This window comes from Gracilibacillus sp. HCP3S3_G5_2, assembly GCF_052063305.1.
Taxonomy (GTDB): domain Bacteria; phylum Bacillota; class Bacilli; order Bacillales; family Amphibacillaceae; genus Gracilibacillus.
The window spans coordinates 25,488-40,407 of the sequence record NZ_JBQHXU010000013.1; the positions used below are offsets into that span (position 1 = coordinate 25,488).

Annotated in this window: 14 protein-coding genes; 5 read left to right on the top strand and 9 right to left on the bottom strand. The window is 32.0% G+C overall.

The window, feature by feature from the left end:
- Positions 1-163: 163 nt before the first annotated feature.
- The 6 genes from ACTNEP_RS17110 to ACTNEP_RS17135 form a co-directional block, all read right to left on the bottom strand.
- A complete protein-coding gene (locus ACTNEP_RS17110) occupies positions 164-502 on the bottom strand; it encodes a YxlC family protein (RefSeq protein WP_441163195.1) in 339 nt (112 codons plus the stop codon).
- Complete coding sequence (gene sigY / locus ACTNEP_RS17115) at positions 489-1,019, bottom strand: RNA polymerase sigma factor SigY (RefSeq protein ID WP_441163196.1); 531 nt, start codon at positions 1,017-1,019, stop codon at positions 489-491. Before sigY ends, ACTNEP_RS17110 begins: the two co-directional genes overlap by 14 nt.
- Before the next feature lie 810 nt (positions 1,020-1,829).
- A complete protein-coding gene (locus tag ACTNEP_RS17120) occupies positions 1,830-3,107 on the bottom strand; it encodes an AlbA family DNA-binding domain-containing protein (protein ID WP_441163197.1) in 1,278 nt (425 codons plus the stop codon).
- Between the two features lie 166 nt (positions 3,108-3,273).
- Positions 3,274-5,973 carry a DEAD/DEAH box helicase family protein gene (locus ACTNEP_RS17125; protein WP_441163198.1) on the bottom strand — a complete coding sequence of 900 codons (2,700 nt, stop codon included), beginning with the start codon at positions 5,971-5,973 and terminating at the stop codon, positions 3,274-3,276.
- Positions 5,974-5,975: 2 nt separating this feature from the next.
- On the bottom strand, positions 5,976-7,901 hold the full coding sequence (locus ACTNEP_RS17130) for a DNA methyltransferase (RefSeq protein WP_441163199.1): 1,926 nt from the start codon (positions 7,899-7,901) through the stop codon (positions 5,976-5,978).
- A 151-nt stretch (positions 7,902-8,052) separates the two neighbouring features.
- The gene (locus tag ACTNEP_RS17135; protein ID WP_441163200.1) at positions 8,053-8,898 is read right to left on the bottom strand and encodes a helix-turn-helix domain-containing protein; all 846 of its coding nucleotides are present in this window, start codon (positions 8,896-8,898) and stop codon (positions 8,053-8,055) included.
- A 190-nt stretch (positions 8,899-9,088) separates the two neighbouring features.
- Between ACTNEP_RS17135 and ACTNEP_RS17140 the strand changes: the two genes are divergently transcribed.
- The 5 genes from ACTNEP_RS17140 to ACTNEP_RS17160 all read left to right on the top strand — a co-directional run bounded on the left by ACTNEP_RS17140 (position 9,089) and on the right by ACTNEP_RS17160 (position 13,007).
- Complete coding sequence (locus ACTNEP_RS17140; RefSeq protein WP_441163201.1) at positions 9,089-9,415, top strand: hypothetical protein; 327 nt, start codon at positions 9,089-9,091, stop codon at positions 9,413-9,415.
- A 35-nt stretch (positions 9,416-9,450) separates the two neighbouring features.
- The gene (locus ACTNEP_RS17145) at positions 9,451-10,713 is read left to right on the top strand and encodes an FtsK/SpoIIIE domain-containing protein (RefSeq protein ID WP_441163202.1); all 1,263 of its coding nucleotides are present in this window, start codon (positions 9,451-9,453) and stop codon (positions 10,711-10,713) included.
- Between the two features lie 116 nt (positions 10,714-10,829).
- Positions 10,830-11,663, top strand: a complete 834-nt coding sequence (locus tag ACTNEP_RS17150) for a rolling circle replication-associated protein (protein WP_441163203.1) — start codon at positions 10,830-10,832, stop codon at positions 11,661-11,663.
- A 5-nt stretch (positions 11,664-11,668) separates the two neighbouring features.
- The gene (locus ACTNEP_RS17155) at positions 11,669-11,863 is read left to right on the top strand and encodes a helix-turn-helix domain-containing protein (RefSeq protein ID WP_067844239.1); all 195 of its coding nucleotides are present in this window, start codon (positions 11,669-11,671) and stop codon (positions 11,861-11,863) included.
- Between the two features lie 79 nt (positions 11,864-11,942).
- Positions 11,943-13,007 carry a tyrosine-type recombinase/integrase gene (locus tag ACTNEP_RS17160; protein WP_441163204.1) on the top strand — a complete coding sequence of 355 codons (1,065 nt, stop codon included), beginning with the start codon at positions 11,943-11,945 and terminating at the stop codon, positions 13,005-13,007.
- Positions 13,008-13,075: 68 nt separating this feature from the next.
- Here ACTNEP_RS17160 and rpsI read toward each other — a convergent pair whose 3' ends face one another.
- The 3 genes from rpsI to truA form a co-directional block, all read right to left on the bottom strand.
- Positions 13,076-13,468 carry a 30S ribosomal protein S9 gene (gene rpsI / locus ACTNEP_RS17165; protein WP_441163205.1) on the bottom strand — a complete coding sequence of 131 codons (393 nt, stop codon included), beginning with the start codon at positions 13,466-13,468 and terminating at the stop codon, positions 13,076-13,078.
- A 20-nt stretch (positions 13,469-13,488) separates the two neighbouring features.
- Complete coding sequence (gene rplM, locus ACTNEP_RS17170) at positions 13,489-13,926, bottom strand: 50S ribosomal protein L13 (protein ID WP_441163206.1); 438 nt, start codon at positions 13,924-13,926, stop codon at positions 13,489-13,491.
- Between the two features lie 237 nt (positions 13,927-14,163).
- Complete coding sequence (gene truA / locus ACTNEP_RS17175) at positions 14,164-14,916, bottom strand: tRNA pseudouridine(38-40) synthase TruA (RefSeq protein WP_441163207.1); 753 nt, start codon at positions 14,914-14,916, stop codon at positions 14,164-14,166.
- Positions 14,917-14,920: the final 4 nt, after the last annotated feature.

Consider the following 14,920-nt stretch of genomic DNA (forward strand, 5'->3'; position numbering starts at 1 on the left):
ATAATAAGATACGTTGGAAATTGAATAAGGCCTAAAAAGCCCCATAGCCAAGCATTGTGTCCCCTCTTACGTGCATCCCAAAACATCCATGAGCTCTGGCAAATCAGAATGAATGCAATCACGATCCATAACCAAAGCGGCATGCTACTTAGTTCGTTTGAGTTCATTCATTACTGACCTTCTTTCTAGTTTTAATAAGAGCTAAGGGTAATAAGATAATCCCCACAAGCTGAAAATAAAGAAAAAGAACTGGCTGACGATAAACGACAGCAATCATAACCGAAAGCACAAATACTGCAACAGATATAAACGAGAGGAGATCTTTCCATTGTTTTTTTCGTATTCTTTTTTTCTCTAATTCAACATTTGCCTGAAACCATTGCAAGTTTGGAGTAGATACTGGATTCCATTCATCCAGTTTTTCTAAACCATCTATTAATTGCTTAACCGTTAATTCATCTTCCAACATAGAATTACTATTTTTAGAATCATACTTCTTCAAGTCCAGCCAACTCCTTTCGTACACTTTTTAGACCATTTGAAACTCGAGATTTTACTGTTCCTTCTGCAATACCCATCATTTTTCCAATTTCCTTATATGAATATCCGTAATAATGCTTTAACACGATTGGCGTACGTATTTCTTCATTAATTCTAGCAAGCACATCAAGTACATCATTCCATTCTCCGTTCCTATTGGCTGCATTCCATTTCATTTTTCGGAGCGCTTGTTCCTGCTCTAGCCAGTTTTTCTCCCGCTTCTTTCTACGCTGTTGATCGATAAAAAGGTTCGTTGCGATTGTGATGAGCCATGAGGAAAACTTGGATTCACCATTATACAGTTGAATTTTTTCAATACACTTCATCATCGTCTCTTGTGTTAAGTCCTCTGCTATTTGTGGATGAAGGGTAACTTTCATTAAATACTTTACGAGGAACGAATAATTCTGTTGTAGCAGTTTCGAAAGAGCCAATGTATCTCCTTTTTTCGCCTTTCGAATTAAATCCTTTTCATCCATGTGATCTACTCCATACACTAATGATTTATATGTAATACGATTAACTGGCATATATCGTTCATTTTCAAAATAAAGAAAGACAACAAAAACGTTTAGCCACCTATTAGTATTTATTAAGTTTACTTGAATGTTATATATTTGACCAAAACCAAAGTATTGTTGCGCATTCAACGAGTTCAGAATACTTGTTTAATTATAATAGTATTATCAAACTACTTGTATGATTTGTTTTAGTACTTCTTTAACTATGCTTCGAGAATTTCATTGAATAAAAATACTTCAATACGTAATGATTTCATATTCTGTATGATACATTAACTCGAATAACCATACTACCAAAGCCTACATTTACGAATATATAAATTCATCTGGAAGAAAAAGGTAGTCAGTTCTCTCTTTTAAATATAGCCTCTTTCTTTCATGCTAGTAGAACAGTTATCACTATTTACCACTAAGTGTTATAGCGCTTATATTGCTATCGGAACAAAACATATTCCTCAACTAGTAAATGAAAAATAAATATAGCTAGTCACAAGCAGTTTTTAAGCATAAAAAAGCACCTTCCCCAAACTGGGGTAGGTGCTTTAAATATTGAAATATTAACGTTTTGAGAAATATATTGATTAACTCAGGGGATTTCTGAAACATGGAAATCCCTTTATATCAACATTTGCAAGCTTTTAAAATGGACTTGAAATTATAAAAATGGATAAAAACTCGTGTTACTTGAACCAATTTGAACCAAAAGATGGATGCTGGTTGAATACAATAATTAGGGCTTCATCATTTAAGTATTTATTTTCGTTTTTCTCATATATCTGAAAAATAAAGATAATCTACTAATGTTAGAACTCGCCTAAACAAATAATTATATTGTTCTTTTTCAAAAGGATAACATTCTGTAAAGATTCTTCCTAATGTTTGTTGAACTTGTTCAAATCCTACCTCATTTGTATTTAAATTAGTAAGGGCTTCTAAAAGAGTTCTAGATTCTTCTACATCAGAAAAGTTAATATCATCATCTCTTATAAATCTTTGGTAAACATCCTTTCTTAATGGACCTCGAAGTGCTGAGTCGTCCATTGTATATTCATTTAAGTGTCGACCTCCAATCTTATCCTTTTGCAATCTTTCTAATAAGGTCTCATAACCAAATTTTGTTGATTTAATGCTTTTGAGCTTGTCTTCTATTGTCCTTTTAGTTTCACCCAACCTTCTTAATAAAAACCAAATAGGAATATACCTTGATTGTTGTGATGATATAACTTTTATATATTGTAATGGGTCATAAACACTCGCCAAATTTAAAAAGGCTTTGTAAACATCTTCGATTTGTACAAACAATGGTGCCTTAATAATTCGAGCACTAGTGTCAATTGTACCCTTTAATTCAAGTGCCGGAGCACCATCTTTTACAATAGAGTATTCATCAATAATTTTTAATTCAGACAATAAGCTCTCGTCAATTATCACTCTATTCCCTGCAAAATTAATGTCTCCATCTTCTAAATTCATAAATCCTACTTTATCAATTCCAATTTTTGCAATATTATTTAAAAGAGAGACCCATTTCTCTTTTTCTTTTTCAACTTGCTCATCAATTATTCTACTCAAATCACCAGCGGATATTCTGTCTGTTCTTGAGTTGTATCTATAATAAATCTCACCTTTTTTCATTGCTGAACTGTCTCTAGTACATATTATTGGTCTATAAGCTGACTTCAGTACATGTATAATCCCCAAAGCTTTATTCTTTAAAGTATATGTGTATTTCCTAAACTTAATTTCTTGATTAAAGTTATTGTTTAACTCCTCACTTATTTCTGCATCATCTACAGAATCAAAATTACTTATTCCTACTATCTTTCTAGGAGAATCACCAATCCCAAATATCATTAACCCTCCTTCTGTATTAGCAAATGCTCCCATCGTTTTAATATATTTTGATCTGGCTTTATTATTTTCCCAATTAAAGATCTCTTTAAATTCTACTGTTCCGCTCTCTCGTCTATTTAGAATGTTACCATTTGTATAAGAAAAGAACTCTTTTAATTCATCTTCAATAGATAGGTTATTTAAAATACTCATATTTCCCCTCCAAAAAAATCTTACATGTATATTTTATAACAAGATCTATTAGATAATTTTATTCTTTTCATTTTTGAACTTAAGTTCTTTATATTGAATACCGAGATTCAAAATAAAAGAGACAAAATAAACTTGATGTTATTTTGTCTCAGTTGTAAAGTATTTGTTATTCAATTAAGCTTAATCCCTTAAACTCTTTGCTAAGGGCGATTTTTCCAATCTGCTTGATTGTTCCTCGGCTATCATTAATCGTGTAAAACTTCACACCTTTTATTTTTACATCATTGATTTCTTCATCAATAATGATTTCAGCTTCATGATTATTAATATACATGAGTAAATCTTCTTTCCATTGTTCTTCTTCGATATTATGTCCTTTTGGTTCGATGAAAATTTGGATAATATAGTTTTCATTCTGTAAATATAAAATAAAGTCTGGTTGGAAGCCTGACAAATTTACTTCTCGATGACCTGAACCAAATTGGTGAAGTTTTAAGTCATCACTCTTGGCAGATTCTCTATGCATGTTTTCATCCATTCGAATTAAGTAGACGTTCTCATATTTTTCCTTAAGTTCAGGAATTCGTTCAGCAATCCGTTCAATTAACTGTCTTTCAGTTAAATTTACGATTGCTGCATCATACACATAGAAATCTTCTTTCACTTCATGTGGGTCGATATGCTGTGGAACGCTCCCCATAAACTTTTTACCCGTATCATAATTCGGTACACGTTTACGATAGTTTGTAATGTAATCTCTAATCGGATAACCTATAAATTTACCTGTTCCTCGTCGTTTGCTATATCCTGATTTAATCTTCTTCTCCACATCTTTAAAATAAATTTCTAAAATATTTATCTTTTCAATCGGGGTTAACTCACTTTCATCCATTACTGTTGGCAACGTCGCATATACCGTCCGATTAAATATATTTAACCACTTTTCTCCTAAAAAATCCTCACGAGACTTTACTAAAGGCACATATTCTTTTAGGTTATTAAAGTGGAAAAATTTATTGCGATCCATCACTTTATTTAAATATCTTTTATCAAAGGTAATGGCTACGTTTGATGTTTTTGTATAATCCATTTGTACATCTGTATCGCGATAACTGACTTCTCTTAAAGTAGACAAATAAGGAATGACAATATTTTCTTCTGTATCAATCCCATACTTTTCTAATGAATCATAGTATTCGTCATCCACTTCAACCGTTTCATTATAATAAATCTTGCCATGTTTCCATACATCTGTCCGCTGAAAAGATGGTTTTACTTTTATATCAATTAACGGATTTTTCTTGTCTTCCCCAGTTGGTAAATTCATTTCATCTAAGGCATTAACGAGGTTCTTCAAGTACTGCGGTTCATTAATCGTATGATAATGAAGGGTTTCTAAAATTAAACTGTCTTTACTATCATCATGAAATCTCCGCCTAAAGGAACGTTCGCCATGCAATAAGAATGGGTTATACCTAGCACCCCGTCCGATTAATTGTGCTTCCGACATCGTTGTTGCTTTAGTTCCTCTAACTTTCGGGTCATCACTTAATCGAACAATATCATATAAGTTTAAAACATCCCATCCTTCCGTTAAACGAGCAACTGCAAATATAACTCGATATAAGTTGGTCGGACTTTCCAAACTATTCAATGCTTCATAATGTCCTTTTTCTAAGATTCCCGACTGACTCGTATCATTCGCATTGATAATACGATTCGGATTCATCTCTCGTTTAATATCCCGAACGATATCGTGTAAATCGTCTTTATTGTCTAAGTAATATTGATGCGCCATGCTTAACGTTTCACTTTCTTCTTCCGTACGTAAATATGATTGACGCTGAATAAAGTCTAATAAAGAAGAGGCTGTCAAGTTTTCAATGAGATCATTGAATTTTCCATGGGCTTCATTCGATGCTTGAATTCTTTGGGATTTAAACATAATGACCGGCTTGATATAAGTTCCATATGTTTCTAAGGCATACCTTCTTCGATATTCACTCAACAAAACAACATTTAACATATTATCTATGTCTGCGTTACTCGATTGAATCCGTTTCACGTTTTTAGAATATCGATCTTGAATATACCGATCAAGAGCGTATCGATAAATGACTTTGTCTTTATACTTTTCATATATGTTTTTGTTTTCCAAATCGATGGTTGCGGTAAACTCTAATAGTTTATTATCTTCTCGGGCATTTAATATCGTGTTAATCGCATGTTCCCAAGATTGTTCATCTTCTTTTTCTCTTTTTGTGGATGCAGAATAATGGTGGGCTTCATCCCCTAAGATGACGAGTTTATTTTCCGCATACTCTTTTTCTCCCATAGAATTTTCTCTTTGAATGTAAATATCATTCGCTACTCGTTGCACAGTAGCTAATTTTAAATAGATGGTATGTTCATTAGGATTCTTAGGAAATACATCCACCTGTCGAATATCAATTCTTTTCCCTTCGATTTCAATATCTGGTACGTATAAATACTTATCAGAAGACACATTAATTAAGTTATCGATTGTTTTATTTAAAACACCTTTCGTATTTACTAAAAATAAAAAGTTTTGGTAGCCATGTTCTTGATATAAATATAGAATAAGTCCGGCCATTAAGTCCGTTTTCCCACTACCTGTTGCCATGTTAAATAAGACATGGTTGATATTACGGTGCTTGAATTCCTCTGCGACTTGCGAGTAATGAAAAAATCTTAACGCTGCATCTTGGTAATACCTGAATCTGTGCACCATATTGTTTACAATGTACTCAGGAGTTTCCCATGCCCCTTCCTCATTAAAAAGACTTTGATTTAAAGATACTAATTCATCATATAAAGGTAATGACAATCGTTTTTTCTTCGTCACAATTATTCACCACCTTCGTAAAAGCTCTTATTAAACTTATAATCACTATCTGAAATCAAATCCCTCACGTTTTCATCATCAATTTCTGAATAGTTATAGTAGAGCTGATTCTTTTCAATAATCTTAAATAAGGTCCGCTTTTGATCGTCGAGAGATAACTGGTGTAATGTATCTTTGATTTTTTCTAAATCAACACGAAAATCAATTTCCGCCTCTTCTAACATAAAGTTAAATAATTGGTCGATATCATTTTGTGTGTCACACTTTCGAATGGCATCAATAAACCCTTTGTTTTTTTCCATTAATTCCATATATATAAAGTCATCATTTAATTTACTTTCGTCTTCACTGAGTAATCTATCTATTTGGATTGTCCTAATATAAGGCATCTGCTCTATCATTACGTATTTTCTATTTCCATTATCCTCCTTGTTTAATATTTGGACAGCATGAGCAGTAGTTCCTGATCCTGAGAAAAAATCTAACACCTTCGCATTTTTCCTATTCTTTATTACAGCCTTAAGTGCATCATAAACTGCATAAACTGATTTCGGAAAGGAAAAATCATTATTTGGAACAAGTCTACCTAGTAATTGCTTTCCATGGACACTTGCATCATATTTAGGTGACTGCCATACAGTTTTATACTGCCCGAAATTTTTCCCTATCATTATTTCATAAGTGTTGTTATTTTTCTTTACTGCTTTTAACATATCCTTTACACTCTCTATCGTTTGACGCGCATATCTCCACTTACGTTCAATCCCTTTATTATCGATTGGATATACGTAGGCAATCCCGTTTTTAATTTCAGTCTGATTAGGATGAATATCATCCTCTAATATAGCACCAAATCCGATTATTTCATTTGTTTTTACATCTACTTTGATTGGATAAAACGTATTTCTACCGTCACTTCGTAGAGATTCACCACCCCAATTACGAAGGTTTGTATAACTAATTTCATCTTCAGATAACTCACTATCTTCGATTAATTTCTTCCCTTGTGGAAATACAAAGTATAAATATTCATGAGAATATGAAAAGTTAGTTCCTTGGACTCCACGAGGATTATGTACAACAGTAATCATATGCTTTTCGTATCCATCCTTAAATATCTCATCAAGCAATACACCTAAATAATTCACTTCATTATCATCTATTGCAACAATTAAGACTCCTTCTTCCTTCTTTAATAAATCCTTGGCTACATCTAATCGATTTTTCATAAATGTTAACCAACTTGAATGATTAAAGTTGTTATTATAAATAAATGTATTGTTCGAAGAAGTTACATTATATGGTGGATCAATATAAATAACATCAAACGAGTTTAAAAACTTAGCTTTAATAGAATGGAGAGCTATTAGATTATTACCTTTTATTAATAAGTTTTCCTCCATATATTCATTAACAGTCTCATAATTTCCATCGCTATAATACTTAACAATATTATTGAAAATTTTTTCGTCTAATAATACGTCAATTTCTTCTTTTGCAATCACTTCATTTAAAAAAGGTTCATCTGGGCGTAAGTCGTTCTTGTCCGTATCTTCTTTACTCATACTTGCTTTTAGAATTGTATCTTTATATGGGAAATCTAATACTACATCTTCATTTTCATCAATAAATTTACCACCTGCAGTTAAACCTATTTTCTTCGAATATTTAGTATAAGAGTCTTGCCAATACTCATCCGCTTCCAATAGATCAATTAATTGATTCGTTTGTAAGATAGTATTTCCAGCGATATCCATCGTAAAGTTATCCTTTAATATTTTATTCGATAGAAATGCTGTTAAAAGCTCTTCGTCATATGTATCCAAATCTTGAATTACTTTACTTTTATTAACGACACCATCAATAAAGTACTTCTCACCAAATTGTTTTAATACGTTTTCTAATGCTTCGTTTATTTTTGTTCTCATCACAGTCCACTCCCTATCAACACTTTAGTATATTGTTACATTCATTTTAAATTTGAAAAAGAATGCCTATTCCTTTAAATGGAATTTTTACCATGCTTTTCGACAAATTTTAATTTTTTATAATATTATCTATAAAAAATTCCTTTCTAATTTAAAAAATAGATTTATGTTCTCTCTTTTGAAACTCTTTATAATTAATTTCAACTATTTCTTGTAATTGATTGCTAATTTCTTTTATTATTTCATCACTATCCTTCTTTACATTCTCATAACTTCGTTCAGTCTGCTTATTATAAACATCAGCTGAACTAATTCCTCCAAATGATGGTTCATTACTTTGATACTTTCTTTCTAATCTAAATATATTATTGCTTAGTAACCAGTTAATATCTCTGAAAACTGTTTTTGTTTTAGCCTTTGTACTTTTATTCATTCTTGATAATAAATCAAACAAAAATAAGATAATATCTCTATTTTCTTTCTCATCTTCATCAGTTAACAATGATTGAAGCATAGGTAAAAAAATCATTTGAAATTCCTTACTTTGTAATATAGGAAATTCGTTATTTAACATATGTATAGATAAAGTTTGATCATTCTCTTCATATTCAATAAGTTTCTTAAACTTTGGGATAATTAATTCTGCGATCTTTATAAATTCATTTAAATTACCAGGTGTAAATTCCATATCTATTAAAGCTCGCTCTAATTCAAAAAATGTAGACTCATTTACAATATCATTTAATTGATAATAATCAAATACGTCTTGTATATAGTCAGCAATATCCCCATATAAAATCCAATTGCTATCTACCCCAGTCTTGTTAGATATCAACTCTAAATTTTGCGTACTTGGAATATTTACCCCTCTTTCCCAGCTACTAATACTACTTATTGGTACATCTAATATTTCACTGAATTCCTTTAAAGTCATGTTTTGACTTTTTCTTATTTTACGAATTCGTGAACCAATTGACTTTTTATTATATTCAAACATACGATCTCTCCTTTTGAAGAAGAATTACATTATCTATTTTTAATTAATGTACTTTGAATATACGACTTTTATATAATTTTTTCAATAAACAAATATATTCTTTACATAATACTGTAGTTATGTTACTATATATTCAGAATTACGTTTACCATTAACGTAAAGTGTAAAATATAATTAGGAGGTGATAGTTATGGCTATTCGTGTCAATGACCTTTTAGATTTAAGCAAGATAGGTAAAAAATTTATGCTTGTCGAACCACCAGAGCCTTACACAAAATTTGTTGACGGTAAGAATACTGGAGAAATTGAGGGTTATAAATATAGCATTGTTCTACCTGAATTTTTATTTGAAAAAATTGAGGTCAAAATTGAACAAGACGAACCTTCTATTTCTAAAGATGTTATCGAAAAGGAAAAAAGTATTGAGGTTAAATTAGAAGGTCTACAGGCCTTTGTTTATTCGTTCAACAACCGCGTGGGTATTTCATTTAGAGCAAAATCAATCACGATTGTTTAATTTTATCAATTTATTATTAAGATAGGATGATAACTATGTTTAAAAACAGAAAAATAAAGGTGAAATTTTACGGGGTTAACTTAAAATTCAAGTTATACTATTATGCAGTTTTATTAATACTTCTTGCATTATTAATAACATTGTCAATGTATATTGACGTTGAATATTTTGGAAAATTTAAATGGTCCATAGTTATCATCTTCTTAATATCAGTTTTCTTTGAGTATTTCACCAGTGAATTTTCGCTTAGTGAGTCACAGCGAATCAAAGCTAAACTTAAAAAGGTAATAAGAGATAACAAACTATTTATTAAAAGGGTATTTTTAAACGATTCAATAGAAATGAAATTTTATACAAAAGAAAAACACTTATATGTAGAAGCATATCCGAAAGGTGTCGATTATCTATCTAAATTAGAAAAACTAGGAAAAGTAATTGAAACGACTTTAAGTTTATCATTAATCGACAGTCAAAATAATAAAGCAGATCGCTTCACATATATTTTTGAAAAGAAAAAACCTAGTAGAATATATGTTCAACATGAGTTGTTTAAAAATAATAGAAAAGGAATTATCTCTTTAGATAGTGAAAAATCTTGGAATTACAGTAAGTATCCTCATGCTATTGTCGCTGGGAAAACTGGAGGAGGAAAAACATATTTTATTTACTATCTAATCCTATCTTTTCTTTCTCAAAATTCTACAGTTTTTATCGGTGATCCAAAGCAAAAGGATTTATATTCTTTAAAGCATATAATTGGTGAGAAATATGTTGAAAGTTCGGCAAATGGAATTGCTAAAATTCTAAGACTCATGTATGAAGAGATGGATAAAAGAAATGAAATAATGACTCAGGGTGGATTAAATGATTTTGGAAAAGATTATCGTGATTATAACTTAGCCCCTATTGTTGGTGTATTCGATGAAATAAGTGTTGTTAAAAATGATGATTTAAAAGTAGCAAAAGAGATTGATAGGTTATTAGCTCAAGTCATTATGAAAGGCCGACAATATGGTGTCTTTGTTATATTAGCAACTCAAAAACCTGATGCTGACACAATTCCAACAAGCATTCGTGATCAAGTTTCCTTAAGAGTAAGCTTAGGAAAAATGTATCGCGAAGGTCTAAAAATGACTTTAGGTGATGATTTTGATGAGTTGCCTGCCGGTGAACAATCCCAAGGACAAGGTTTCATCTTTATAGATGGTGAAGGCTGGTCAATGCCGAGAACTTTCAAGTCCCCATGGTTTAAAAACAATGAAATAGATTTATTCAAAGCTGTATCAAAATACAATTAAAGATTAGCTAGATTATATTTCAAGTATCAAAACAATGCCTGCGACGTGAGTCGCAGAAGCTGGAAGCGTGCAAGTGGAACGTTTGTTTTGATACTTGAAAGCATGAGCGATAGCGAATGCTGTTAACTTGTTATATATACAAATTTGGGGTGAAAACTCACTTAAAGGAGGTGAGTTCATGCATCAATTACTATAACACTAAAATAGTTGAAACAAGCTTCAAGGAGATTTATGAGTACGAAACGGTTATTGCTCACGGGTATGAAGTAGATGTTGAACAAGAAAGAACTTATACAAGTTTTGAAGATGCTTCGCTTGAACAGAAAAGTGAAAGAATTAAAAGAATGAAAAAGTATCATAAAAATCAAAGATGGGAACTAAGTAGATTAATTGATGTAAATTTTGATAATAGGACAAGCTTTATCACGATTACCTTTAAAGAAAATATAACGGATATAGAATATGCAAATGCAGAATTTAAAAAGTTTATTAAAAGATTAAATTATAGATTGTTTAAAACTAAAAAAGCAAAATTAAAATATATTGCAGTCTGGGAATTACAAAAACGTGGTGCAATACATTATCATATTATATTTTTTTCATTACCTTTTATTGCACATAAGAAATTAAAAGAATTATGGCCATTAGGGTCAATTAATGTTAAAAAAATAAATGTAGATAAAAAAGAAAACGTTGGAAGATATATTTCAAAGTACTTCGAGAAAAACCTCGATGATACAAAGACATTATTAAAATATATAAATAAAAAAAGAATTTTTAAATCTAAAAACTTAAAAAAACCTCATGTTTCATATGAGTTTAATGATAAATTTAAAGAGTTTAATGCTGATGATGTATTATTTCAAAAAGAATATACTGGATATAAAAAAGTGGATGGTGAGTACGAAGAATATGTAATTAGATATACCAAATTGAAAGCGGAGGAGTGATAATCATGACACAACAAGTGGAGAAGCAACTACCATATCTTTTAACTCGGGAACAAGCTTCTAAATTTTTAGGGATTGACCCTAAGAGTTTTGATAAATATATTCGGTATCATGATCAGCTGGAACGATTTATGATTGGTAGACATGAACGCTACACGGTTGCTTCTTTAATTAAGTTTATCGAAGAACATTCGATTTAAAAAACATCTTGCTAGTAGCCTTAACTATTAAGTTGAGGCTACTACTCTATATAAATTATATCTAAAAGAGAGTGATTGTATGGCTAGTATTATAAAAAGAGGAAATTCATATAGGGCACAAGTTTCTTTATACCAAAATGGAAAGAACCAAAAGCTTACAAAAACATTTCCTACAAAAAGAAAAGCTGAGCTTTGGGCGTTAGAAATGGAGCTATTAAAAGGGCAAGGGAAAGAACTAGCTTATAGGACAACTACTTTTGCAGAATTCTTCGAGAACTGGATATATCTTGTAAAAAAGAATGATGTCAGAGAAACTACTTTTCAAAACTATGTTCGCACTTCAGCAGTTGTTAAAGACTTATTTAAAGATATTCAATTGAAAGATCTTAATGACATTGTTGTACAAAAGAAAATTGATGAATATGCAGAAACACGTTCAAGAAAAACCGTTCATGAAGTATTATTGAAAATTAAAGCAGCTTTACGTGATGCCTATGCAAGGGGCTATATCGCAAATGACTTTACCAATTTAGTAAAAACACGTGGAAAAACCTTACCCAAAAGAAATAGAACTTTATCGATTACCGAATTTAGGAAGTTACGAAAGTATTTAGTCAATAATCCAGAAGATGAGTTTCATTTATTAGTATTACTTGCACTAGAAACAGGAATGAGAAGAGGTGAATTGTTAGGTATAAGACCAGAATATATTTACAAAAAAGAAACGGAGGATGGTTATGAGTATGGTATTAAGGTTAGGGAATCAATTAGTCCCACTTCCGATGATACATCTTTAAAAACAGAGAATGCAAAACGTGATGTAACCATCAACAAAGAAGTTTATGACCTAATTAAAAAAATTCCTGTCAAAGAAAATGGATATGTTTTCGATTGGAATGGATTTAAACAGTCAGAGCAGTTACAAGTTCTTTTGGAAAAACTAAACATTCCTAAAACCACTTTTCATGGCTTACGTGACACACATGCATCTTTTTTGTTTGCTAAAGAGATTGACCTAGTTTATGTATCTAAACGATTAGGGCACATCAACATCCAAACAACCCAAAATTACTACTTAGAATTAATGCCAGAAAAAAAGCACCAGCAAGATGCTGATGCTTTAAATCTCTTAAATTCATTGTGAGGTTTAAGCTGATTTGAACCAACTTGAACCAAAAAACGCTTGTAAACGTTGATATAACAATGTTTCGTTTAACGTTTTGAGAACTGTGGTGCACGACGAGCTTTTTTAAGACCGTATTTCTTACGTTCTTTAGCTCTTGCATCACGAGTTAAGAATCCAGCACGTTTAAGTGTTGTGCGGTATTCTGGATCAGCTTCTAGCAATGCACGAGCAACGCCATGACGGATTGCACCAGCTTGACCAGTGTATCCTCCACCATCAACGTTTACTAATACATCATAGCTACCTTCCGTCTCAGTAGCTGCTAATGGTTGCTTAATAATTGTACGTAGTGTTTCATATGGGAAGTAATCTTCCGCATCACGGTTATTTACAACGATACGCCCAGTACCTGGAACTAAACGTACACGTGCAGTTGAAGTTTTACGGCGTCCGGTACCGTAGTATTGTACTTGTGCCACTATTCGTTACCTCCTTTTAATTATCCGCGAAGTTCGTAAACTTCTGGTTGTTGTGCTTCATGCTTATGTTCTGCTCCACGATAAACATGTAGCTTTTTACCCATTTTACGTCCTAATTTACCTTTTGGTAGCATCCCTTTAATAGTTAGTTCTAACATTTGTTCAGGATATTTTTCACGCATTTCACTAGCTGTACGTGTTTTTAAACCACCTGGGTGATTAGTGTGACGGTGATATAACTTATCGCTAAGTTTTTTACCTGTAAGTTCGATTTTTTCCGCATTGATAATGATCACATGATCACCAGTATCAACATGCGGTGTATATGTTGGTTTATGCTTACCGCGAAGGATTGTAGCAACTTCACTTGCTAAACGACCTAACGTTTGACCTTCTGCGTCGACAACAAACCATTTGCGTTCGATGTTATTTTCATTTGCCATGAAAGTTGTGCGCATGATCGGTTACCTCCTAAATCAATCATTCATAAGAATTTTCTTCATTTGTTTCGCTCTGAGTGCCCAAAAACTAATACGTTTCTGAAATGGGCGCTTACGCTTTTCTATGTCCGAATTTATATTCTAACACGAGTAACTTTCCGGGGCTATTCGTGGTTTAGAAAATAAAATGCCATAGACCATAATATAATATATAGCCTTAATTGTCAATAGATTGCACGCAAGGATTCGTTGTTTTTATCCGCTTTTTTCGTCGTAACTTACTTCCCATAAGTATAAACCTTGTGGAGGAGCTGTTTTCCCAGCTTTTGACCGATCTTCAGCTGCTATAATCTTTTGAATTTCTTCTGGTTTTCTATTACCTAATCCGATATCAATCAACGTACCAACGATGATCCTCACCATGTTATAGAGAAAGCCTGTCCCTCTAACACGAATAATAATGTCCTTCCCAGTCTGTTCGACCGCAATATCTGTGATGGTCCGTACCTTATCTCCTTTAACGTTACTATTTGTTGCACAAAAAGAGCTAAAATCATGGCTGCCAAGGAATAATTGACTGGCATCATGCATGGTGTTGACATTCAGTTTCTCTTTGACAAAATGAGTATAATGTCGACGAAACAAGTCCTTTTCACTCGTATTGAGGATATAATAACGATATTCCTTTTCACGAACGTCATAGCGGGCATGAAAGTCACTTGAAACATTCGTAATCGACACAACCTCTACATCATCGGGAAGCATGGTATTTAAAGCACGTAACCAACTTTCATTAGGAATTTTTAAATCTGTGTCAAAATGAATAACCTGTCCCATGGCATGAACTCCTTGGTCGGTTCTGCCTGAGGCCGTTACTCGCACAGATTTTCCTTTATGCATTTTTGTTAACACTTTTTCAATTTCCCCTTGTACAGTTCGCCCATTAGGCTGTATCTGATAGCCTAAAAATGCCGTCCCATCATATCGAATAATTGCTTTTAATCTCATTTTA

Coding starts and splice junctions, on each gene's coding strand:
- sigY (WP_441163196.1), bottom strand. CDS start 1,019: ATGGATGAAAAGGATTTAATTCGAAAGGCGAAAAAAGGAGATACATTG.
- ACTNEP_RS17120 (WP_441163197.1), bottom strand. CDS start 3,107: ATGAGTATTTTAAATAACCTATCTATTGAAGATGAATTAAAAGAGTTC.
- ACTNEP_RS17130 (WP_441163199.1), bottom strand. CDS start 7,901: ATGAGAACAAAAATAAACGAAGCATTAGAAAACGTATTAAAACAATTT.
- ACTNEP_RS17135 (WP_441163200.1), bottom strand. CDS start 8,898: ATGTTTGAATATAATAAAAAGTCAATTGGTTCACGAATTCGTAAAATA.
- ACTNEP_RS17140 (WP_441163201.1), top strand. CDS start 9,089: ATGGCTATTCGTGTCAATGACCTTTTAGATTTAAGCAAGATAGGTAAA.
- ACTNEP_RS17145 (WP_441163202.1), top strand. CDS start 9,451: ATGTTTAAAAACAGAAAAATAAAGGTGAAATTTTACGGGGTTAACTTA.
- ACTNEP_RS17150 (WP_441163203.1), top strand. CDS start 10,830: ATGCTGTTAACTTGTTATATATACAAATTTGGGGTGAAAACTCACTTA.
- ACTNEP_RS17155 (WP_067844239.1), top strand. CDS start 11,669: ATGACACAACAAGTGGAGAAGCAACTACCATATCTTTTAACTCGGGAA.
- ACTNEP_RS17160 (WP_441163204.1), top strand. CDS start 11,943: ATGGCTAGTATTATAAAAAGAGGAAATTCATATAGGGCACAAGTTTCT.
- rplM (WP_441163206.1), bottom strand. CDS start 13,926: ATGCGCACAACTTTCATGGCAAATGAAAATAACATCGAACGCAAATGG.
- truA (WP_441163207.1), bottom strand. CDS start 14,916: ATGAGATTAAAAGCAATTATTCGATATGATGGGACGGCATTTTTAGGC.